Here is a 21,759-nt window from a genome sequence, read left to right as displayed (position 1 = left end):
CGGCGGGGCCGCGGGGGTCGGCCGGTAGCGGCGAGGTGCTTCTCCGATGGGGCGGGGTGTTTCTCCGGTGGGGCGGGGTGTTTCTCCGGCGGGGCCGCGGGGGTCGTTGCGGCGGCCCCGCCGGGGTGGCTCAGTGGGGCTGGAACTGCGGGCCCTGCGGGGGCAGTGCGAACTCCTCGCCGGCCGGCGCCGGGGGCTGCGGCGGGACGGGGGGCTGCTGGCCGGTGCCGGGCTGCTGTTGCGGGTAGCCGTAGTTGCCGGCGTGCTGCTGCGTCGGGATGGCCTGGGGGTGCTGGGGGTAGCCGTACCCCGTGTCCGGCCGGCCGGGCGGCTGCTGCTGCGGCGGGTACGGCTGGTTGGGCTGGGGGTAGCCGTAGCCGGTCGCGGGCTGCTGCGGGTAGCCGTACCCCGTGCCGGGCTGTGGCTGTGGCTGTGGCTGTGGCTGGGGGTAGCCGTAGCCGCCGGGCTGCTGGGCGCCCGGGTGGTGGGTCGGTGGTGCGGGCGGGGCCGGCGGGACGTTCGGGGGCACGGTGGGCGGGGCCGCCGGCGGTGGCGTCATGGTCGGCGGGGTCGCGGGCGGTGCCGGGGGCCGGGACGGCGGCGGCGGGGTCGGCGGTGCGGCGGGCGGCGGGGCCGCCGGGCCGGTCGCGGCCGGAGTCGGGGCGGCGGTGGGCTGCGCCGGGGAGTGGGTCGGGGACTGGGTCGGCGGAACGGCCGGGGTCAGGGTAAAGGTGCCGGGCTCGGGCGTGGTCGCGGAGCGCGGGTCGGGCAGCGGGGTGGCGCGCGGGTCGACCGCACCGGTGGGGGTCGCGGTGGACGCGGGCGCGGGCGGCGGGCTCTGGGCAGCCCGGTCCTGGGCCACCTGCTCCTGGGCCTCGTCGTCCACGGTGATGCCGAAGTCGGTGGCCAGACCGATCAGTCCCGAGGTGTAGCCCTGGCCGATCGCCCGGAACTTCCAGGAGCCGTTGCGCCGGTACAGCTCGCCCGCGACGAGGGCGGAGACGTTCTCGGCGTCCTCGATCGCGAACTCGGCGAGCGGCACGGCGCCTTCACCGCTCGCGGCGTCGAACAGCAGCAGCCGCAGGCCGGGCACGGCACGGAACGAGCCGCCCTCGGAGGAGCCGGCCAGCACCACCCGGTCCACCTCGGCGGGCAGCTTGGCGAGCTCGACCTCGATGGTGTCGATGATCTCGGCGCCGCCGGAGGTGTGCTGCTTGGGCAGGTGGCGCACCAGCCCGGAGGGGTGGCGCGGCTGGTTGTAGAAGACGAAGTCGGCGTCCGAACGGACCCTGCCGGTGGCGCCGAGCAGCAGCGCGGACGCGTCCACGTCCGGCGCACCGGGCGTGGCGCTCCAGCGCAGCACGGCGCGGACCGCCGCCGCCGGCAGTGCGATGTTGGCGCCCTTGGCCATCACGTGCGTCATAGCGGACCATCCTGCCTGTTCGCCACCCCTTCGGACAACGTGACCGGGACTGTCGGCGTGGGGGCGGACTTTGCCAAGACTTGCGTCGGACCGGGGTTTGCGGGCGCCGTTCCCCCGGTCGTCGGATGATAGGTCCGGGCGGGCAGGGCTTCGGCAGGGCTTCGGCAGGGCTCCGTCCGGAGGTCGGCCGGATTTCGGCGGGAGGGCCGCCGGGCTCCGGCGGGATGTTCCGTGAGTTCAGTGCCCCGGCGCCGGGAACGGCCGGAATCCGTCCGTACGATGGGCATTCGAACAGGCCCCCGGGGGCCGACGGAGGGGAGTCCGCCGGCGGTGCGTCCAGGTGAAACCGCTGGCCGGAGGCCGTCCACCCCGCCGCCCGTCCCGCCGTCCATCCCCGAGGAGAGCACCGTGCGCCATTTCGGCCACCTCGCCGACGACGTCCGCGCCCGGCTGTTCCTGGAGCAGCCGCGCACGTTCACCGCGCGGAGCGAGCCGGCGGTGCTCGCCACGGCCCTCGGCGGCACCCTCTACAGCCCCGCCACCAGGCCCGCACTGGCCGCCGACATCCGAAAGCAGGCGGCGCGCGGCGTGGTGTCGATGGTGCTCTGCCTGGAGGACGCCATCGCCGACCACGAGGTGGGCGCGGGCGAGCGGAACCTGATCGAACAGTTGACAGACCTGGTCAATGATTTCACCGACTGCGCACAGGATCATCCACTCCTCTTCATCAGGGTTCGTGCCGCCGAGCAGATCCTCGACCTGGCCGAACGGCTCGGCCCGGCCGTCGGGCTGCTGAGCGGCTTCGTGCTGCCCAAGTTCACCGCGCGCAGCGGCCCCGCCTACCTGGCCGCCCTGGCCGCCGCCGAGGCCGCCACCGGACGGCGGCTGTTCGCCATGCCCGTCCTGGAATCGCCCGAACTCGCGCACCTGGAGACCAGGCGCGAACAGCTCTTCGGCATCGCCGAACTGCTCGCCGGCCACCGCGAACGGGTGCTCGCCGTCCGGCTCGGCGTCACCGACCTGTGCTCCGCCTACGGGCTGCGCCGCTCGCCCGACCTCACCGCGTACGACGTGGCGCTGGTCGCGGCCGTGATCGGGGACGTGGTCAACGTGCTCGGCCGGGCCGACGGCACCGGGTACACCGTGACCGGGCCGGTCTGGGAGTACTTCCCGGTGCAGGAGCGGATGTTCAAGCCGCAGTTGCGCCGCACCCCGTTCGCGGCGACCGCCGGCACCGCCCGGGCCACCGGCGAGGAGGTCCGCCGCCGGATCATCGAGCACGACCTGGACGGGCTGATCCGCGAGGTCGAACTCGACCGCGCCAACGGACTGTTGGGCAAGACCTGCATCCACCCCAGTCACGTCCCCGCCGTGCACGCCCTCTCCGTGGTCACCCACGAGGAGTACTGCGACGCCCGCGACATCCTCCGGCAGGAGCAGGACGGCGGCGGGGTACTCCGCTCGGCGTACACGAACAAGATGAACGAGGCCCGGCCGCACCGCGCCTGGGCGGAGCGGGTGCTACTGCGGGCGGAGGTGTTCGGCGTCGCCCGGGAGGACGTGAGCTTCGCGGAGCTGCTGTCCGCCTGCCTGTGCGGCTGACGCCCGACCGGGCCGCGCCCGGAATGTGTGATCCGACGTGTGTGATCCGACCGACCAGCACCACCGAAGGCGGGACCAGCAGTGACGAGAGCGGAACAGCGGCAGAACGGGGCGGAGCGGAACGGGGCGGAGCGAGGCGGGTCCGAGCGGGACGGGGCGGAGCGAGGCGGGGCGGAGCAGGGGGCGCGGGACGGCGCGCCGGAGGGCGTGCCGGCGGATGTGTGGACCGGGCGCTGGGTCGCCGAGCGGGCCGGCATCGTGCTGACCGGATCGGAGCGCCTGCCCGAACTCGTCGGCCTGGCCCTGCGGTCCGGCAACCCCAAGCGGGCCCACCTGCTGGTCTCCAGCGTGCTCGGCAAGCACGTCCCGCAGCGGCCCGCCGTCGTGCACGGCGCCGGGCTCGAACTCGGCCGCCGGGTACGGGAGTTGCTCGGTCCCGAGACGGCCGCCCGGGCCGTCGTGCTCGGCTACGCGGAGACCGCCACCGGCCTCGGCCACAGCGTCGCCGACGGCCTCGACGCGCCCTACCTGCACTCCACCCGCCGCGCCGTTCCCGGAGTGCCCCCACTCGGCGGCTTCGAGGAGGAGCACTCCCACGCCACCGGGCACCTGCTGCTGCCCGCCGACCCCGGACTGCTCGCCGGTGACGGGCCGCTGGTGCTGGTGGACGACGAACTCTCGACCGGCCGTACCGTCCTCAACACCATCCGCGAACTGCACGGCCGGCACCCGCGCGGCCACTACGTGGTGGTCGCCCTGGTCGACCTGCGCTCCGCCGAGGACCGGCGCCGCCTCGCCGGGGCCGCCGCCGAACTCGGCGTCCGGCTGGACGTGGTGGCCACCGCGAGCGGCGGCCTCGACCTGCCCGAGGACATCGTGGCCCGGGCCGAGCGGCTGATCGCCTCGGTGCCCCCGGTCGCGCCGCCCCCGGCCGTCGAGCCCGCGCCGCTGGTCCGGGTCGAGCTGGACTGGCCCGCCGGGCTGCCGGACGGCGGGCGGCACGGTTTCACCGCGCCCGACCGGGAGCGGCTCGACGCCGTACTGCCCGCGCTGGCGGGGCAGTTGGCGGCGGCGGTGGGTGACGCGGAGTCGGAGCCGGAGTCGGCGGCGGCGTCGGAGTCGGCGTCGGAGTCGGCGTCCGGGGTGGCCGGGCGGGTGCTGGTGCTCGGCTGCGAGGAGCTGATGTACGCCCCGCTGCGGCTGGCCGAGGCGCTCGCCCAGCGGCTCGGCGGCGACCGCGTCCGCTACTCCACCACCACCCGCTCGCCCGTCCTCGCCGTGGACGACCCCGGCTACGCCATCCGGACCCGGCTGGCCTTCCCGGCCCACGACGACCCGCAGGACGGCGCCTCGCGCGAGCGCTACGTCTACAACGTCGCCCCCGGTACCGACGGCGCCCGCCGCTTCGACGCGGTGGTGCTGGTGGTGGACGACGTAGCCGACACCCCGGCCCTGCACCAGGGGGAGTACGCGCTGCTGCGCCAGCTGCGGCAGGTCACCGACCGGGTGGTCCTCGCCGTACTGCCCTCGCACCGGCCGGCGCTGCCCACCCCGCTGTACGGGCCGGAGTTCTCCTCGTACCGGCCGGAGGACGTGGCCTGGCTGCTCAAGGACCTCTCCGACGTGCCGCTCGAAGCCCCCACCGAGGAGCGCGAGGAGGCCGTCCAGCAGGGCGGCGCGCACTACGCCGAGTCGCTGCCGGTCGAGTACCGGCCCAGCCCCGAGTACCAGGAGCTGTTCCACCAGGCGCTGCGCGGCTCCGCCCGCCGGATCGCGCTCGCCGTCGGCGCCGTCGCCGAGACCCTGCTGCGCGAGCGCGGGCCCGGCCTGGTGCTCGCCTCGCTGGCCCGGGCCGGGACGCCGGTCGGCATCCTGGTCCGCCGCTGGCTGGCCTTCGCCCACGGCCTGGACGTTCCGCACTACGCGGTGTCGATCGTCCGCGGCCGGGGCATCGACCATGTCGCCCTGCGCTACCTGGCGGCCCACCACCGGGCGGCGGACGTGGTGTTCGTGGACGGCTGGACCGGCAAGGGCGCGATCACCCGCGAACTCACCGACGCGCTGGCCGGCACCGCCTTCACCCCGGACCTCGCGGTGCTCGCCGACCCCGGCCGCTGCGTGCGCACCTACGGCACCCGGGACGACTTCCTGATCCCCTCCGCCTGCCTCAACTCCACGGTGTCCGGGCTGGTTTCGCGGACCGTGCTGCGGGCCGGGCTGATCGGCCCCGGGGACTTCCACGGGGCCAAGCACTACGCCGAACTCGCCGGCGGCGACGTGTCCGAGGCCTTCCTCGCCACGGTCGCCGACTGCTTCGGCGACGTCCGCGCCGGCGCCGTCGCGGAGGCCGAACGGCTGGCCGCCGACCCGGACCGCACCCCCGACTGGGCCGGCTGGGCCGCCGTCGAGCGGATCAGCGCCGAGTACGGGATCGACGACGTCAACCTGGTGAAGCCCGGCGTCGGCGAGACCACCCGGGTGCTGCTGCGCCGGGTGCCCTGGCGGGTGCTGGCCCGGCGCGGCGCCGGAGCCGACCTCGACCACGTGCGGCTGCTCGCCGCGCAGCGCGGCGTTCCGGTCGAGGAGGTGGACGGGCTGCCGTACAGCTGCGTGGGCCTCATCCACCCCCGCTACAGTCGGGGCGCGACGGGGGCGAGCGGGCGGGCCGTGACGGGGAGGGAGTCCTGATGGCGGGTGGGGGAGGGGCGGTTGGGGTGCCTGGGATAGCCGGTGGGGCCGGTGCGGTCGCTGCGGCCGGTACGGCCGGTACGGTCGCTGCGGCTGGTCCGGCTGGTCCGGCTGGTCCGGCTGGTCCGGCTGGTCCGGCCGGTCCGGCCGGTGTGCTGGTGGCGAGCGATCTGGACCGGACGCTCATCTACTCGGAGCGGGCCCTGGCACTGGACGCCCCGGACCACCGCGCGCCGCGGCTGCTCTGCGTCGAGGTGCTGGACGGGCGCCCGCTGTCCTTCCTGACCGAGCGGGCCGCCGCACTGCTGGCCGACCTGGGCCGGGAAGCCGCCTTCGTCCCCGCCACCACCCGGACCGTCGAGCAGTACCGGCGGGTCAACCTGCCCGGCCCGCAGCCGACTTACGCGATCTGCGCGAACGGCGGACAGCTGCTGGTGGACGGCGAACCGGACCACGACTGGCGCCAGGAGATCACCACCCGGATCGCGGCCGGCTCGGCACCGCTCGCCGAAGTGGTGCAGCAGCTCGCGCTCCGCGCCGACCCGGAGTGGACCCGCAAGCGGCGGACGGCCGACGAGCAGTTCGCCTACCTGGTCGTCGAACGCGACCGGCTGCCGGACGGCTGGCTCGCCGAACTGACCGGCTGGTGCACCGAACGCGGCTGGCGGGTCTCGCTGCAGGGCCGCAAGGTGTACGCCGTACCGCAGCCGCTCACCAAGAGCGCCGCGCTCGCCGAGGCCGTCCGGCGCAGCGGCGCGGGCACCGTCCTGGCGGCCGGGGACTCCCTGCTCGACGCCGACCTGCTGGTCGCCGCCGACGCCGGATGGCGCCCCGGGCACGGCGAACTCGCCGACAGCGGATGGACCGCCCCCGGCGTCACCGCCCTCGCCGAGACGGGGGTGGCGGCGGGGGAGGAGATCGTCCGTCGGTTCCTGGCGACCGCTACCGGCGGGACGCCGGACCGGTCCTAGCCGCAGCACCCGCCGCCGCAGCAGCCCCCGCCCCCGCCCGGGGCCTGCTGCGGGGCGCCGCCGGCCGCGCCGGTCACGGCGACGGTGGACAGCAGCTTCACCGTGTCGGGGTGGCCCTGCGGGCAGACGGCGGGGTCGTTGGCCTGCGCCATCGGGCGGCGGAGCTCGAAGGTGGCACCGCAGGAGCGGCAGCGGAAGTCGTAGCGTGGCATACCCGCAGGGTACCGATGCTTCGCCCGCACCGTCAGGGCCGCTCGGTCGGTAGCGTCAGCGGTGCCCGGTCCGGAGCGTCAGCGGTGCTCGGTCCCTAGCGCCAGCGGTGCTCTTCCCTCATCTGCTCTTTCCTCGTCGTCAGCGGTGGCCGAGGTCCCCGCGGATCATGCCGATCACCCGAGCCGCCGCGTCCCGCACCGCCGCCAGCTCGGTCAGGAAGAACCAGTAGTCGGGGTGCCGGCCCGCCGCCTCCAGCGTCGCCACCGCGCGGTCCAGCCGGGCCACCGCCTCGTCCAGCGGGGCGGCGTGCCGCGGATCCGGCGCGCTGCGGCCCGCCATCGCCAGGCGCTGGGCGTCCCGTACCGCGAAGCGGGCGCGCTCGACCTCCCGGTGCGGATCGTGCTGCACCTCGTTCAGCTGCCGCAGCCGCTCGTTCACCGCCACCACCGAGCCGTCCGCGGTGTCCAGCAGCGCGCGGACCGTGCCGATCGCCGCCGTCGCATCCGCCCAGCGCTGCTCGTCCCGGGCCCGGGCCGCCTCCGCGAGCTTGGCCTCGGCGGCCCGACCGGCCCCGGCGACCTGCTCGGGCACCCGCTGGAGGTCCTGCCAGCAGGCGGTGCTGAAGCGGCGGCGCAGCTCGCTCAGCGCCGGATCCACCGTCCCGGCCTTGGTCTCCAGCGCCTGGATCCGGGTCCGCAGGCTCGACACCCGCCGGTCCAGCTCACGCGCCCGCTCGGGCAGCTGCGCGGCATCGGCGGTGATCGCCTCCGCACGCCGCCGCACGTCCTCGGCACGCTGCAGCGTGGCCGCCACCCCGTGCCGCGCCGGGCCCTCGTTCAGCCGCCCCAGCTCGGGCGCCAACTCGGCCAGCCGGGCCGCCAGTTCATCGGCCCGCAGGCCCGCGCCGCGCACCTCGTCCAGCGTGGTGGTCGCCTGCAGCAGCGCGCGCTTGGCCTGCTCCACGGCCGGGGTGACCCGCATCAGCTGCTGCTCGGCGTGCTGCAGGGCCGGCTGGAGGCGGCGCAGGAAGTCGGTCAGCTCGGCGCGGGCCGAACGGAGCTGGCCCTGCACGTCCGTCAGCAGCCCTCGGGCCTGGGCCACCGCAGCGGCGTCCAGCGCCTCGTTATCCAGGTCATGGGCGTCCAGGGCGGCCAGGTAGTTCACCGTGACCTGCTCCACCCGGCCGGAGATCGCCGGCAACTCGGCCAGCACCCGCTGCGCCGCCGCGGCGTCCTCCGCCGCCCGCACGGTCTCCACCGCCAGCTGCAGCTCCCGCTGGGTCTCGTCCAGCTCGTAGAACGCCTCCTGCGCCGCGGCCCGCGCCTCCCGCGCCTCCGCCCGCACCCCGTCCCCGGCACCCCGCCGGCCCCACCAGCCGCCACTTCCCGCCGACGCCAGCCCGACCGCCCCCAGCGCACCTGCCAGCACCACCGGCAACACCAGCGCGTCGCCCAGCACACTCCCCGCCCGACGCCGCCCCCGCCGCCCGCTCCCGCCGGCCACCGTCACTGCGCGCTCCCTGCTCCGACCCGCTGATCCGCGCCCATTCTCCCCGATCCCCCCGCCCCAAGGGGACCCCGGGGCCCGCCCCACACCACACCACCCTTCCGAACCAGGTACCCTAGGCACTCGTCGTGCGCCCACCGGCCACGACTGGGGGCGCGTAGCTCAGTGGTAGAGCGCCGCTCTTACAAAGCGGATGTCGGCGGTTCGAAACCGTCCGCGCCCACCCACGCGAAGGGCCAGTTCGGAGGCAACATCCTCCCGAACTGGCCCTCGATCGTTCCCGGGGTCCTACCCGTCCCGTGCCACCCGCGTGCTTGGTTGACGGCTTCGCCCAGCCGGTCGGCCCAGTCCCAGTCCCAGTCCCGGTCGTTGGTCATGTGCTGGTGGATTCAGTGTGGGGCGGGTGCTGCTGTGGCCCATCCTGGTCATGAGTTCCCGGGTGCTGGCTTCGGGGCGAAACGGCCGTGTCCTGTCTGTAGTGTCCGGGCATGATGAGCGAGTTGGAGCCGGATGGGCCGTTGAGCGATGCTGAGGCCGAGCGGCTCCGGCAGTTGCTGAAGCGGTAACTGTCCCACGAGCTTGATCAGTGGGAGATGTGGAAGAGCGAAACGCCCCATGGACCGGCGTACGTGGTTCTGAGTCGTGCGCTGCTTGACGGAGAGCTGCCGGAGCACTTCCTCGACTTGTGAACGTGTCACAGGCCCGCCAGAACGGATGGCGCGTGGCGGTCGGTCGCGGGCGCCGGAGGCGCGGTGGTCGGGGAAAGCGGATGTCGGCGGTTCGAAACCGTCCGCGCCCACCCCGTGAACAGCTGAGACGGCAGGGTGCGGCCCAGGTCAGGAGCATGATTCCGACCTGGGCCGCAGTCGTTTCGGCAGTCTCGGCGCAGAAGTCGATCTCCGATATTTCACCCAAACGATCAAGGGGAGCCCCCCCCCGGGGGCGTTCCGGTCTGCGCGGTGGGGGCTCCACCTGGGGGTGGACGGGGGTGGGGGGTCCATCGGCCCGGGGGTGGTGGTGAGGGGTCAGTGGGCGGAGCAGCCTTGGGGGATGGATTCTCTGCAGTCGGCAACCGGGTTGCTGGCCGAGGCGTGTGTCGTGATCTTCTGTGTGGCTTGGATCGCGGGTGTCCTGTATTTCGCGGTGGCGGGGCGGTCCGGTTTCCGGGGGTGGTTGGGCGGGTTGCGCCGTTCGTTGTTCCGGCGGGTGTTGTTGGGCGTCGGGGTTTACGGGGTGCTCGCCGTGCTGGACCGGACGCGGGGGTTCTGGCGGCACTTGGAGTACTGGCAGCCGGAACTCGCGGTGGTGGGTGTGCTGTTGGCGGTGGCCTCGACCGGGCTCCTGCTGTGGGCCCGGTGGGTGCTGGGGACGATGTGGGCGAGCGTGCCGACCGTCCGGGAGCGGCACGAGCTGCGCACCGACGGTCCGTACGGGCTGGTCCGTCACCCCATCTACACCGGTCTGCTGGGTCTGATCGGCGGGGGCATGCTGGCGTGCGGCTTCGGTGTGTGGGTCGCCTACTTCGTGGTCGTGCTCCCGTGGCTGCTGCTGCGGGTCCGGGCGGAGGACGGGCTGATGGCCGGCCTGTTCGGCGCGGACTACGAGGGCTACCGGGACCGTGTTCCGGCGCTGATCCCGCGGGGGTGGTCCCGCTCCGGTTCGGCCGGGCGCTGACGGCATCCGGTGCGGGGGGCGGTGGTCGTGCGTGGTAGGAGAGGTGGGGGGGAGGTGGCGGCCTGTCGGCGGCCGGGCGGGAGACCCCGGTCGGGCTGCTGGACAAGCCGCCGACCGACGTCCGGTCGCGGGTGGCGGGGCCGGGGGCGGCGGGCGAGGATCGGGGGGACCGTATGGACCCCACGGACCAGGGAGCGGTGGGCGCGGATGGCGGAGCAGACCGGGGGGACCCGGGCGGAGCTGTCGGCGCGGCTGAACTGGCTGCGGGCGGCCGTGCTGGGTGCCAACGACGGCGTGGTCTCCACCGCCGGGATCGTGACCGGTGTGGCGGGCGCGGCCGGCTCCCGTACCGCGCTGCTGGCGGCGGGGGTGGCCGGGCTGCTGGCCGGGGCGATGTCGATGGCGGCCGGCGAGTACGTCTCGGTCAGCACCCAACGGGACACCGAGCGGGCCGCGTTGGCGAAGGAGCGGCGCGAGCTGGCGGAGGACCCGGAGGGGGAACTCGACGAACTGACCGACTACTACCGGGACAGCGGGCTGACCGACGGCCTGGCCCGGGAGGTGGCGACGGCGCTGACCGCGCGGGACGCGCTGGGCGCCCACGCGCAGACCGAACTCGGCATCGACCCCGAGGCGTTGACCAATCCCTGGGAGGCGGCGCTGGCCAGCGCGGCCGCGTTCACCCTGGGCGCGCTGGTGCCGCTGCTGGCGGTCATGCTGCCGCCGGAGTCCTGGCGGCTGGTGGTGACGGTGGTGGCGGTCATGCTGGCGCTGACCCTGTCGGGCTGGACGAGCGCCCGGCTGGGCGGGGCCGGGCCGGGGCGGGCGGTGCTGCGCAACGTGGTGGGCGGGCTGCTGGCGATGGCGGTGACGTACAGCGGCGGTGTGCTGCTGGAGCAGATCACCGGTTGAGCGGGCGGGACCGCGGTCCGGGGGATCAGGGACCGGGGATCGCGGGATCGCGGGACCGGGGACCCGGGGAGCGGCATCCGGATCCGGAGCGCTCCGGACGGTTCGCCCGGGAGGCGGGTCCACGCGCCCTGTGTTTGTGTGGCTGCAAACCGCTTGGGAGAGGTGAACCTCCGTGACCATGCCCCCGTTCGGATCGAACGATCCGTTCTCCGACCTGCTCAGCCGGTTCTTCGGAATGAGCCCGCTGGCCTCTCCACCCGCCGTGCAGCGGGTGCCGATCGGGCGGTTGCTGAGCGAGTCCTCCCAGGAGTTGCTGGGGCTCGCCGCGCAGCGCGCGGCCGAGGACGGCAGCAGCGACCTCGACACCGCGCACCTGGCTTGGGCGGCCACCCGGGTGGAGCCCTCGCGGCGGATGCTGGAGCGGGCGGGGATCGACCCGGACCGGCTGTCCGAGGACCTGGCCCACGCGCTGCCCACCGGCGACCGGGAGTCGCTGGACGGGCAGCCCGCGCTGACCCCCTCGGCCAAGCGCGCGCTGCTCGCCGCGCACGCCCGTTCGCAGGCGGTCGGCGCCTCGTACATCGGCCCGGAGCACATCCTCGGCGCGCTGCTGGAGCAGGAACGTTCCGGCGCGGGTACGGCGTTGCGCAACGCGGCGCCCTCGCAGGAGGCGCTGAAGTCGGTGCTGGAAGGTCGCGGTACCGGCGGTGAGCGCAGCAGTTCGGGCGCCCACCCGAGCGAGACGCCGACGCTGGACGAGTACGGCCAGGACCTCACCGAGGAGGCGCGCGGCGGCCGGCTGGACCCGGTGGTCGGGCGGGCCGAGGAGATCGAGCAGACGGTGGAGATCCTCTCCCGGCGGACCAAGAACAACCCGGTGCTGATCGGCGAGCCGGGCGTCGGCAAGACCGCGATCGTCGAGGGGCTGGCCCAGCGGATCGTCTCCGGGGACGTGCCGCAGAGCCTCAAGGACAAGCGGGTGGTCACCCTGGACCTGACCGCCCTGGTGGCCGGCTCCAAGTACCGGGGCGAGTTCGAGGAGCGGCTGAAGAAGGTGATCGACGAGGTCACGGCGGCCGAGAAGAGCGTGATCCTGTTCCTGGACGAGCTGCACACCGTGGTCGGCGCGGGTGGTGGCGGCGAGGGCTCGATGGATGCCGGCAACATCCTCAAACCGGCCCTGGCGCGTGGTGAGTTGAGCGTGGTCGGGGCGACCACGCTGGACGAGTACCGCAAGCACGTGGAGAAGGACGCCGCGCTGGAGCGGCGCTTCCAGCCGGTGCTGGTGCCGGAGCCGAGCGTCGAGGAGACGATCGAGATCCTCCAGGGGCTGCGCGACGCCTACGAGGCGCACCACCAGGTGCGGTTCACCGACGAGGCGCTGGACGCGGCGGCGACGCTCTCCGACCGGTACGTCAGCGACCGCTTCCTGCCCGACAAGGCGATCGACCTGCTCGACCAGGCGGGCGCCCGGGTGCGGCTGCGCAGCCTCAGCGGCTCCACCGCGGCGACCTCGGTGCAGGACCGGATCACCAAGCTGAAGCGGGAACTGGACGAGGCCGTCGCGGACGAGGAGTTCGTGCGGGCCGCCAACCTGAAGACCGAACTGCGGCAGACCGAGGACGAGTTGGCGGCGATCGCGGAGTCCCGCGAGGAGGTCGTCGACGTGACCGCCGACGACATCGCCCAGGTGCTCTCCTCCCGGACCGGCATCCCGGTGGCGGAGCTGAACGCGACCGAGAAGGAGCGGCTGCTCAAGCTGGAGCACCACCTGCACGAGAAGGTGATCGGTCAGGACGAGGCGGTCACCGCCGTCGCCCAGGCGGTGCGCCGCGGCCGGGCCGGGATGGGCGACCCGGACCGGCCGACCGGCTCCTTCCTCTTCCTCGGGCCGACCGGCGTCGGCAAGACCGAGCTGGCCAAGGCGCTGGCGGCGCTGCTGTTCGGCGACCCGGACCGGATGATCCGCTTCGACATGAGCGAGTTCCAGGAGAAGCACACCGTCTCCCGGCTGGTCGGCTCCCCGCCCGGCTACGTCGGCTACGAGGAGGCGGGGCAGCTGACCGAGGCGGTGCGCCGCAAGCCGTACAGCGTGCTGCTCTTCGACGAGGTGGAGAAGGCGCACCCGGACGTCTTCAACCTGCTGCTCCAGGTGCTGGACGACGGGCGGCTCACCGACTCCCAGGGGCGTACGGTCGACTTCCGCAACACCGTGGTGATCATGACCAGCAACATCGGGTCGCAGCGGATCCTGGACCACTCGGGCAACGTCGACGAGATCCGCGACGACCTGATGCAGGACCTGCGCCGGCAGTTCCGGCCGGAGTTCCTCAACCGGATCGACGAGGTGATCGTCTTCCACGCGCTCACCCGGAAGGACCTGCTGTCGGTGGTCGGCCTGCTGCTGGAGCGCACCCGGCGGCGGCTGCGGGCCCAGGGCGTGCGGCTGGAGGTCACCGAGGCGGCCAAGGAGTACCTGGTCAACCGCGGCTACCAGCCGGAGTTCGGGGCCCGGCCGCTGCGCCGGACGATCCAGTCGGAGCTGGACAACCGGATCTCCAACCTGCTGCTGGACGGGTCCGTGCGGGAGGGGGACACGCTGCTCGCGGACGTCGTCGACGGGGAGCTGGCGGTGACGCTGGTGCGGCCGGAGGCGTCGGCGACCTCCGGACAGGCGGAGCAGGAGGGGTGACCGGTTCGGGCGTACTCCAGCGGGAGTACGCCCGAACGCCACTGGTGGAGGACGCGCGGGGGTCGGGCGCGGGTCTAGCCTTCCGGGCATGATGCCGCCCACGCCCCAGCCCCCGGAGCGCCCGGAGCCGTCGGAGCCGTCGGGCACGCCGTCCGCCGGGACGCCACCTGCGCCGGAGCCGCCGTCCGGGCGCCGGCGCCCGGCCTGGGCGCGTGCGGGTTGGCCGGGCCGATCGGGCTGGCCCGGCTGGTCCGGCGGGTCGGGACCGCCGGTGCGGCTGGCGCTGGTGGCTGCGGTGGTCCAGGCGGTCGGGTCGGGCGTCGCCGCGCGCCACCAGGGCGGCCGGGTCCCGCTGGACGTCTTCGGCTACCTCCTGCTGCTGCTCGGCCCGGCGCTGCTGATGCTGTTCGGGCGCCGTCCGGTCGCGGCGGTGGCGGGGACGTCGGTGGTCACCGCCGGGTACCTGGCCGCCGGGTACCCGTACGGGCCGGTGTTCGTGAGCTGGGTGATCGCCTGCGGCCTCGCGATCGGCTGCGGGCACCGCCGGGCGGCCTGGGCCGGGGTCGCCGGGGTGTACCTGGTGCACGTCCTGGCCACCTTCGTGCTGCCGGACAGCTGGCAGCGCACCCCGCCGAGCAGGTTCGTCTGGCAGGCCGAACTCGGGCTGCTGGCCTGGCTGTTGCTGGTGCTGGCGGTCGCCGAACTGATCCGCTTCCGGCGCGAGCGGATCGCCGCCCACCGGGCCTACCGGCAGCAGCTGGAGCAGCGCCGGGCCAACGAGGAACGGCTCAGGATGGCCCGGGAGTTGCACGACATCCTGGCGCACAGCCTGTCGCTGATCAACATCCAGGCCGGGGTCGCGCTGGCGCTGCTCGACCGGCGGCCGGAGGAGGCCCGCACCGCGCTGGTGACCATCAAGTCGACCAGCAAGGAGGCGCTCGGCGAGGTCCGCCAGGTGCTCGCCACGCTGCGCGGGCCCGACGCGGCGCCGCGCGGGCCGGCCCCCGGGCTGGGTCGGCTGGACGAACTCACCGAGCAGGCCGACCGGGTGGGCCTGGCGGTCCAGGTGCACGAGGACGGCGAGCGCCGACCGCTGTCCGCCACTGTCGACCTCACCGCCTTCCGGATCGTCCAGGAGGCACTGACCAACGTCATCCGGCACTCGGTGGCCCGGGAGGCGGTGGTGGTGCTCGACTGGCGGGACGCCGCCGCCCTGGTGGTGCTGGTCGAGGACCCGGGGCCCGCGGTGGTCGGCGACGCCGGGGGGTCCGGCAGTGGGCTGGTCGGGATGCGGGAACGGGCGTCCGCGTTCGGTGGCACCATCACGGCGGGGCCGCTGCCGGGCGGCGGCTTCCGGGTCCGGGCGGAGCTGCCGACACCGAAGGCGGAGAGCGATTGATTCGGGTACTGCTGGCGGATGACCAACTGCTGGTCCGGGCGGGCTTCCGGGCCCTGCTGGACCTCCAGGACGACCTCACGGTGGTCGGCGAGGCGGACGACGGCGAGGCGGCGCTGCGGCTCGCCCGCGAACTGGTGCCGGACGTCGTGCTGATGGACGTCCGGATGCCCCGGATGGACGGGCTGGAGGCGACCAGGAGGATCGCCGCGGACCCGGCGCTGTCCTCCGTACGGGTGGTCGTGCTGACCACCTTCGAGCTGGACGAGTACGTCTTCGAGGCGCTGCGCTCGGGGGCGGCGGGCTTCCTGGTCAAGGACACCGAGCCGGCCGACCTGCTGCGGGCGATCCGGGTCGCGGTCGCCGGCGACGCGCTGCTCTCACCGGGCGTGACCAGGCGGCTGATCGGCGAGTTCGCGGCCCGCTCGAAGGGGCCCGAGGCGGCTCCGGCGGGGCTCTCGGACATCTCGATGCTGACCGAGCGGGAGCGCGAGGTGCTGGCGCTGGTCGGGATGGGGCTGTCCAACGACGAGATCGCCCGGCGGCTGGTGGTCAGCCCGCTGACGGCGAAGACCCACGTCAGCCGGGCGATGGTGAAGCTCGGGGCCCGGGACCGGGCGCAACTGGTGGTGCTGGCGTACGAGTCGGGGCTGGTGCGGCCGGGCTGGCTGGGCTGACGGCTACTCCCGGCCCGGCGTGTCGGGCGGTGTTCGTACTCTCGCGGGAGTACCCCAACTGCCGCTGCTGGGAGGATGCGCGACGAGACTCCTCGGCGGGACGCTCAAGACACCTCGGGAAACCCCGGGGGTGTGGAGCCGACCGCGAGGAGATGAACCCGCGATGTACACCCAGCTGGCAGATTGGCACGGGCCGGGCGCCTGGATCCTGCTGGTGCCCCTGGTCTGGATCGCCGTGGTGGTCCTGGTGATCGCGCTGCTGCGCCGGACGGTCTGGCGGCGTCGCGGAGCCTGCGGCTTCGCGGGCGGGGCCGGGGCCGCCGGGGCGGCGGAGCACCCGCTCGCCGTCCTGGGCCGCCGCTACGCGGAGGGCGACATCGACGCCGAGGAGTACCGCGCCAAGCGGGCCGTGCTCACGGAACCGACCAGGGACACCGACCGGGGAGGTGGCGCCAGGTGACCGTGCCCGACACCGGACTCGACACCGGATGCGGCACCGGATGCAGCGTCGGATGCAGCGCCGTTGCCCGGGCTGCCGGCGCCGTGGAGGTCCACGGCGCCGGTGGCACCGGCATCCGGGCGCGGGGGCTCAGGACGCGGGGGCTCAGGACGCGGAGGCTCAGGGCGCCGCCGCTCACGGAACCGCCGCTCAGCCCACCGTGACCTGGGGGAGCACCTCCCGCAGGAGCGGGTCCGGCAGCCCGCGCTTGCGCCACTCGCGCGGGTAGCCGAGCGAGACCTCCTCGAACGGGACGCCGTCGTAGGTGGTCTTGCGCGGGATGTGCAGGTGACCGTAGATCATCGCGGCGGTATTGAAGCGGCGGTGCCAGTCGGCGGTCAGCTCGGTGCCGCACCACTGGGCGAACTCGGGGTACCACAGGATCTCGGTGGGGTGGCGGACCAGCGGATAGTGGTTGACCAGGACCAGCGGGACATCCGGGTCACAGGCCGCGAGCCGCTGCTCGGTCAGCCGGACGCGTTCGCGGCACCAGGAGTCGCGGTCCGGGAACGGGTCCGGGTAGAGCATCCGCTCGTCCGCGCAGACGATGCCGCTCTCGTAGGCGGCCGCCAGGGACTCCTCCTTGGTGGTCGTGCCCGGGGCACGGAAGGAGTAGTCGTACAGGAGGAAGAGCGGGGCGATCCGGACGGGGCCGCCCGGGCCCTGCCAGATCGGGTACGGGTCCTCGGGGGTGACGACGCCGAGGCCGCGGCACAGTTCCACCAGGTGGTCGTAGCGGGCCACGCCGCGGAGCTGGACCGGGTCCTCGGGGTGGGTCCACAGCTCGTGGTTGCCGGGCGCCCACACCACGCGGGCGAAGCGGTCGGCGAGCAGGCCGAGCGCCCACTCGATGCTGGTGGTGAGTTCGGCGACGTCCCCGGCGACGAGCAGCCAGTCGTCGGGGTGGGTGGGCCGGAGCTTCTCCACCAGTTCGCGGTTCTCCCGGTAGGAGATGTGCAGATCGCTCACCGCGAGCAGCCGCCCGCCCCCGCCCGCGTCGGTGGACGCCGACTGTGCGTCGCTGCGGATCTCGGTACTCACTCCTGCCCCCTGGTGTCACCCGGCCGATGTGGCCACCCTACGTGGCGGGCGGGGGCCGTGGGCAGAGTTGGGGTGATCAGTGGTTCGGCCCGCGGGCCGGGGAGTTGAGCGTGGTTCAGGAGCCGAGGTCGATCAGCACGCCGTGCGAGGTGACGGTGGTGACGGCGAGGATGACCAGGGAGGTGATGCCCAGGGCCAGGCCGAGGGAGGCGCGGACGCGGCGGTCGGTGCCGCGGACCAGGGCCAGCGTGGCGAGGGTGATGGCGATCGGGCCCAGGACGATGTTGAAGAGCAGCAGGCCGGGGAGGCCGAGGAGGAAGGAGGCGATGGCCAGGTTGTCGGCCTCGGCGGTGCCCTGACGGTCGCCGGCGGTGCGCTCTGTGGCGGCGTGGGCGCTGGCGGCGCGGTTGGTGCGGGCGTGCTCGGTGACGGTGCTCATGGCGGTGGCGGTCCTCTCAACGGGAGTGGACGGGGCGGCGGGGGTTGCGGGGGCCTGTGGCGTTCGGCCGGGTCAGCGGCGTTCGGCTGGGCTCGTAACGTTCGGCCGGGCCTGTGGCGTTCGGCCGGGTCAGCGGTGGCGCAGGCGGGCGATGCCCTCGCGGGCGCCGAACGCGAGCAGCCAGGCGGCGATGGCGGCGGAGGCGGCGAGGAACACCGGGAGGGGGAGGTGGGCGGCGGTGCCGATCAGGACTCCCATGGCGACCAGTGCGGAGAACAGGATCACGGCTGGCTCCTTCGGCTGCGGCTGGTGCTGTGCCGGTTTCGGTTGACAAGTGTTCACTGACTTCGGGCACCACTGTACGCCCGGCTGGCCAAGTTCGGCAAACGACTGTTTACTGAATGGCGTGAGTCACACCGTAGGGGCCAGACAGGCCCAGAAGCAGCAGAGTCGGCGGGCCTTGCTGGACGCGGGGCTGCACCTGCTGGCCGATCAGAACCTGGCCAGCCTGGGCGTCCGCGAGGTCACCCGGGAGGCCGGGCTGTCCCCGGCCGCCTTCTACCGGCACTTCCCCGATCTCGCCACCCTCGGTGTCGCGCTGGTCGAGGAGTCGCTCGCCAGCCTGCACGTCATGATCCGCTCGGTGCTCGCCGAGGCCGGCGGCGCCGAGGAGCTGATCGACCGGACGGTGGACGTGATCCGGCAGCACGTCCGCGAACACCGCCCGCACGTGCGCTTCCTGGCGCGCGAGCGGCACGGCGGGGTCCGGCAGGTGCGCGAGGCGATCGACGCCGAGCTCGGCCGCTTCGCCGCCGAGGTCGGTTCCGCTCTGGCGCTCCAGCCGGTCTCGAAGGGCTGGAGCGAGCAGGACCTGCGGATGCTCGCCGAGTTGTACGTCGACCACATGGTGTCGACGGCCTCCGCCTTCCTGGAGGCCCAGGAGGCGGACCCGGCCCGCGAGCAGCGGATCGCCGCGACCGCCCGGCTGCAGCTGCGTCTGATCAGCCTCGGTCGGCGTCATTGGCAGGGGAGTTGAGCGCTCCGGGCTCCTGGCGGACCCCCGGCGAGCTTCCGACGAGCCCCGGATGGGCCCCTGGGTGAGCTCCTGCTGGGCCCCCATTGAGCGCCCATTGAGCCCCCATTGAGCCTCCGGCCGGGCTCGGTGGGGAGGGGCGGCCCTCGCGGTCAGGGGTGTTCTCTTGGTCTTGTTTTGACTCTTGACAGTAAGTCATGTCCGCGACAGTTTTGGGGGACCCCCACACCGAGAGGTCTCTCATGAAGAAGCCGCTCATAGGCATGCTCTCCACGCTCCTGGTCGCCGGCGCGTCCTCCCTCGTCGGCGCCCTCCCGGCCCAGGCCGCCGCCCCGACCCAGGCCGCCCCTCTGACCCAGGCCACCCCGACGGCCCGGACAGCCGCCGTCAGCTTCGCCGGGACGGTCGCGCTCAGCAACTGCTCCGGTTCGCTGGTGCGGATGCCGAACTCGGCCGCGACCGACCCGGCCCTCGTGCTCTCCAACGGCCACTGCCTGGAATCCGGCATGCCGGGCCCCGGCGAGGTGGTGCTCGACCAGGCCTCCAGCCGGACCTTCACCCTGCTCAACGCCACCGGCGGCCGCCTCGCCACCCTGCGCGCGACCAAGGTGGTCTACGGCGCCATGACCGACACCGATGTGTCGATCTACCAGCTGAACACCAGCTACGCCTCGATCAAGTCGAAGTACGGGATCTCGCCGCTGACCATCGCCGACACCCACCCCACCCAGGGTGCGGACATCCGGGTCGTCTCCGGTTACTGGAAGAAGATCTACTCCTGCTCGATCGACGGTTTCGCCTACCGGCTGAACGAGGCCGACTGGACCTTCAAGGACTCGGTCCGCTACACCTCCGGCTGCAACGTCATCGGCGGCACCTCCGGCTCGCCGGTGGTCGACGCCTCGACCGGTCAGCTGGTCGCGGTGAACAACACGATCAACGAGAACGGCGAGTCCTGCACCCTCGACAACCCGTGCGAGGTCGACGCGAGCGGCGCGGTGACGGTGCACCAGGGCATCGGCTACGCCCAGGAGACGTACGGCATCCCCGCCTGCTTCGCCCCCGGCAACCGCCTGGACCTCACCCTGTCGGGCTGCACCCTGCCCCGCCCGTAGGCCTCGTCGACAGCCCCCTGACCAGCACCTTCTCCCGATGGGCCACCCGCGACCAGGCGGGTGGCCCATTCGGCCGTCCACCGGGCGGCCGCCGCACCATCCGCACCGCAGAGTTGTGCCGACGAGGCAGCTGTCATGTCCGTTGACCAGATGGAGAGTTGATGACAACCAAGCTGAAGAGGCTGTTGGTTTCCGCCCTGCTGATACCGATGTTCGCGATCGGAGGCCTGGCCGCGCCGGCCTCGGCCGCCGACGGGCAGGGGGTCGAGGCGGCCGGTGCCGCGCACGGCCGGAGCCCCGCGGACGACCCGACCGCCGACATCAAGGACCGCCTGGCGGCGATCCCCGGCGTGACGATCACCGAGGAGCAGCCGACCACCACCGGCCACCGCTACTTCCTGGCCACCTACACCCAGCCGATCGACCACTTCCGCCCCTGGCTGGGCACCTTCCAGCAGCGCTTCAGCGTGCTGCACCGGGGCTACGACCGTCCGACCGTCTTCTACACCAACGGCTACACGCTGGGCACCACCCCGTCCCGCACCGAGCCGACCCGGCTGGTGGACGGCAACCAGGTCTCCATCGAGTACCGGTTCTTCACCCCCTCCCGCCCCGAGCCGGCCGACTGGTCCAAGGCGGGCATCCGCCAGCAGGCCGCCGACTCGCACAAGCTGGTGACCGCGCTCAAGCGGATCTACCAGCAGGAGTGGCTCTCCACCGGGGGCAGCAAGGGCGGCATGTCCTCCACCTTCTACCGCCGCTTCTATCCGGACGACGTGGCGGGCACGATCGCCTACGTCGCGCCGAACAACACCGATGTCAACGACTACGCGGCCTACACCGACTTCTTCCGCACCGTCGGCACGCCCGAGTGCCGCGCCAAGCTGAACGCCGCGCAGCGCGAGCTGCTGGTGCGCCGCGACCGCCTGGAGCCCCGCTACATCGCCGACAACAAGGCGGCGGGCTCCACCTTCAACACCCTCGGCACCCCGGACCGCGCCTACGAGGCCGGTGTGCTCGACGTGGTCTGGGCGTTCTGGCAGTACAGCCTGGAGTCGGACTGCGCGAAGGTCCCGGTGGCCGCCACCGCGACCGACGACGAGCTGTACGCGTGGTACGACGCCCAGTCCGGCATCACCGGCAACAGCGACCAGTCACTGGCGAAGTACACCGCGTACTACTACCAGGCCGCGACCGAGCTGGGTGCGCCGTACTTCGACGTCTCGTACCTGAAGGACCAGCTGCACTACGACTACAAGGAGCTCTACTCGGCCCGCTCCTACGTGCCGAAGGAGATCCCGACCGTCTTCAACCCGCGTGCGATGCCCGACATCGACCGCTGGGTGAAGCGCGAGGGCGAGCGGATCATGTTCGTCTACGGCGGCAACGACCCGTGGGGCGCCAAGCCGTTCCACCTCGGCCGGGGCAGTGACGACAGCTATGTCTACGTCGTTCCGGGCGGCAACCACGGCTCCAACATCGGCAAGCTGCCGGCCGCGCAGTCGGCGGAGGCCACCGCCAAGGTGCTGGAGTGGGCCGGTCTGGGTGACCAGGACGGCGCCCGCTCGCTGGCCAAGTCCCCGCAGACGGGGGCGCCCTTCGGCCCGCTCGACATCGAGGGCCAGCGGCTGGAGCAGGAGCGCCGCCCGCTGTAACACCCCGTAGCCGTAGCACCCCGTAGCCGACCGGCTGATCAGCCGACCGGCCGGACCAGCCGGACCAGCACGACCGGCACGACCAGCCGTACCAGCACGACCAGCACGACCAGCGCGACCAGCAGGGCCAGGAGGCCGCCCCACCCGGGGCGGCCTCCCGTCGTTGAAGCCGAACGAGGGCGCCGACCCCTCCCCGAAGCAGTGAATCGGTGCTTCAATGCTT

19 protein-coding genes and 1 tRNA gene are annotated in these 21,759 nt (G+C 73.6%); 13 read left to right on the top strand and 7 right to left on the bottom strand.

Going from position 1 to position 21,759, the window contains the following annotated elements; genetic code table 11:
* Window positions 1-130: 130 nt before the first annotated feature.
* Window positions 131-1,423 carry a TerD family protein gene (locus ACZ47G_RS12510; protein ID WP_465741735.1) on the bottom strand — a complete coding sequence of 431 codons (1,293 nt, stop codon included), beginning with the start codon at window positions 1,421-1,423 and terminating at the stop codon, window positions 131-133.
* Between the two features lie 408 nt (window positions 1,424-1,831).
* Here ACZ47G_RS12510 and ACZ47G_RS12505 point away from each other — a divergent pair, with 408 nt between their 5' ends.
* The 3 genes from ACZ47G_RS12505 (at window position 1,832) to ACZ47G_RS12495 (ending at window position 6,684) form a co-directional block, all read left to right on the top strand.
* The gene (locus ACZ47G_RS12505; RefSeq protein WP_465741733.1) at window positions 1,832-3,025 is read left to right on the top strand and encodes an HpcH/HpaI aldolase/citrate lyase family protein; all 1,194 of its coding nucleotides are present in this window, start codon (window positions 1,832-1,834) and stop codon (window positions 3,023-3,025) included.
* Between the two features lie 207 nt (window positions 3,026-3,232).
* Window positions 3,233-5,713, top strand: coding sequence for a phosphoribosyltransferase (locus ACZ47G_RS12500; RefSeq protein ID WP_465741731.1), 2,481 nt, complete (start codon window positions 3,233-3,235; stop codon window positions 5,711-5,713).
* Window positions 5,714-5,868: 155 nt separating this feature from the next.
* Entirely contained in the window at window positions 5,869-6,684 is an 816-nt protein-coding gene (locus ACZ47G_RS12495) for an HAD family hydrolase (protein ID WP_465742082.1), read from the top strand.
* Here ACZ47G_RS12495 and ACZ47G_RS12490 read toward each other — a convergent pair.
* Together ACZ47G_RS12490 and ACZ47G_RS12485 are read right to left on the bottom strand one after the other, a co-directional pair.
* Complete coding sequence (locus tag ACZ47G_RS12490) at window positions 6,681-6,896, bottom strand: FmdB family zinc ribbon protein (RefSeq protein ID WP_380455371.1); 216 nt, start codon at window positions 6,894-6,896, stop codon at window positions 6,681-6,683. The genes ACZ47G_RS12495 and ACZ47G_RS12490 overlap by 4 nt on opposite strands.
* A gap of 139 nt (window positions 6,897-7,035) precedes the next feature.
* The gene (locus tag ACZ47G_RS12485; protein ID WP_465741729.1) at window positions 7,036-8,355 is read right to left on the bottom strand and encodes a hypothetical protein; all 1,320 of its coding nucleotides are present in this window, start codon (window positions 8,353-8,355) and stop codon (window positions 7,036-7,038) included.
* Window positions 8,356-8,554: 199 nt separating this feature from the next.
* On the opposite strand from ACZ47G_RS12485, the gene ACZ47G_RS12480 reads away from it, so the two are divergent.
* The 7 genes from ACZ47G_RS12480 to ACZ47G_RS12450 all read left to right on the top strand — a co-directional run bounded on the left by ACZ47G_RS12480 (window position 8,555) and on the right by ACZ47G_RS12450 (window position 16,214).
* Window positions 8,555-8,626: transfer RNA gene (locus tag ACZ47G_RS12480), tRNA-Val, on the top strand.
* Between the two features lie 959 nt (window positions 8,627-9,585).
* Window positions 9,586-10,077, top strand: a complete 492-nt coding sequence (locus ACZ47G_RS12475) for a methyltransferase family protein (protein ID WP_465741727.1) — start codon at window positions 9,586-9,588, stop codon at window positions 10,075-10,077.
* Window positions 10,078-10,284: 207 nt separating this feature from the next.
* A complete protein-coding gene (locus ACZ47G_RS12470; protein ID WP_465741725.1) occupies window positions 10,285-10,989 on the top strand; it encodes a VIT1/CCC1 transporter family protein in 705 nt (234 codons plus the stop codon).
* Between the two features lie 178 nt (window positions 10,990-11,167).
* Complete coding sequence (locus ACZ47G_RS12465; RefSeq protein ID WP_465742080.1) at window positions 11,168-13,681, top strand: ATP-dependent Clp protease ATP-binding subunit; 2,514 nt, start codon at window positions 11,168-11,170, stop codon at window positions 13,679-13,681.
* A 286-nt stretch (window positions 13,682-13,967) separates the two neighbouring features.
* Window positions 13,968-15,080 carry a sensor histidine kinase gene (locus tag ACZ47G_RS12460; RefSeq protein WP_465741723.1) on the top strand — a complete coding sequence of 371 codons (1,113 nt, stop codon included), beginning with the start codon at window positions 13,968-13,970 and terminating at the stop codon, window positions 15,078-15,080.
* On the top strand, window positions 15,077-15,754 hold the full coding sequence (locus ACZ47G_RS12455) for a response regulator (RefSeq protein ID WP_465741721.1): 678 nt from the start codon (window positions 15,077-15,079) through the stop codon (window positions 15,752-15,754). Before ACZ47G_RS12460 ends, ACZ47G_RS12455 begins: the two co-directional genes overlap by 4 nt.
* 163 nt (window positions 15,755-15,917) lie before the next feature.
* Window positions 15,918-16,214, top strand: a complete 297-nt coding sequence (locus tag ACZ47G_RS12450; protein WP_465741719.1) for an SHOCT domain-containing protein — start codon at window positions 15,918-15,920, stop codon at window positions 16,212-16,214.
* 189 nt (window positions 16,215-16,403) lie between these two features.
* Here ACZ47G_RS12450 and ACZ47G_RS12445 read toward each other — a convergent pair whose 3' ends face one another.
* The 3 genes from ACZ47G_RS12445 to ACZ47G_RS12435 all read right to left on the bottom strand — a co-directional run bounded on the left by ACZ47G_RS12445 (window position 16,404) and on the right by ACZ47G_RS12435 (window position 18,018).
* On the bottom strand, window positions 16,404-17,294 hold the full coding sequence (locus tag ACZ47G_RS12445; protein ID WP_465741717.1) for a metallophosphoesterase family protein: 891 nt from the start codon (window positions 17,292-17,294) through the stop codon (window positions 16,404-16,406).
* 115 nt (window positions 17,295-17,409) lie between these two features.
* Window positions 17,410-17,733, bottom strand: a complete 324-nt coding sequence (locus ACZ47G_RS12440; protein ID WP_465741715.1) for a DUF4190 domain-containing protein — start codon at window positions 17,731-17,733, stop codon at window positions 17,410-17,412.
* 129 nt (window positions 17,734-17,862) lie between these two features.
* Entirely contained in the window at window positions 17,863-18,018 is a 156-nt protein-coding gene (locus ACZ47G_RS12435) for a hypothetical protein (RefSeq protein WP_380455354.1), read from the bottom strand.
* A gap of 121 nt (window positions 18,019-18,139) precedes the next feature.
* Here ACZ47G_RS12435 and ACZ47G_RS12430 point away from each other — a divergent pair, with 121 nt between their 5' ends.
* From ACZ47G_RS12430 to ACZ47G_RS12420, 3 genes are all read left to right on the top strand, one after another.
* Window positions 18,140-18,769 (top strand): TetR family transcriptional regulator, encoded by a 630-nt coding sequence (locus ACZ47G_RS12430; protein WP_380455353.1) that lies wholly within the window; start codon window positions 18,140-18,142, stop codon window positions 18,767-18,769.
* A 239-nt stretch (window positions 18,770-19,008) separates the two neighbouring features.
* Window positions 19,009-19,881, top strand: coding sequence for a S1 family peptidase (locus tag ACZ47G_RS12425; RefSeq protein ID WP_465741712.1), 873 nt, complete (start codon window positions 19,009-19,011; stop codon window positions 19,879-19,881).
* Between the two features lie 161 nt (window positions 19,882-20,042).
* Window positions 20,043-21,536 carry a S28 family serine protease gene (locus ACZ47G_RS12420; protein ID WP_465741710.1) on the top strand — a complete coding sequence of 498 codons (1,494 nt, stop codon included), beginning with the start codon at window positions 20,043-20,045 and terminating at the stop codon, window positions 21,534-21,536.
* 38 nt (window positions 21,537-21,574) lie between these two features.
* On the opposite strand, the gene ACZ47G_RS12415 is transcribed toward ACZ47G_RS12420, so the two are convergent.
* Window positions 21,575-21,754, bottom strand: a complete 180-nt coding sequence (locus tag ACZ47G_RS12415; RefSeq protein ID WP_465741708.1) for a hypothetical protein — start codon at window positions 21,752-21,754, stop codon at window positions 21,575-21,577.
* Between the last annotated feature and the right edge of the window lie 5 nt (window positions 21,755-21,759).

This window comes from Kitasatospora sp. NPDC030952 (assembly GCF_055571335.1).
This window is presented reverse-complemented; position numbering and strand designations above follow the sequence as displayed.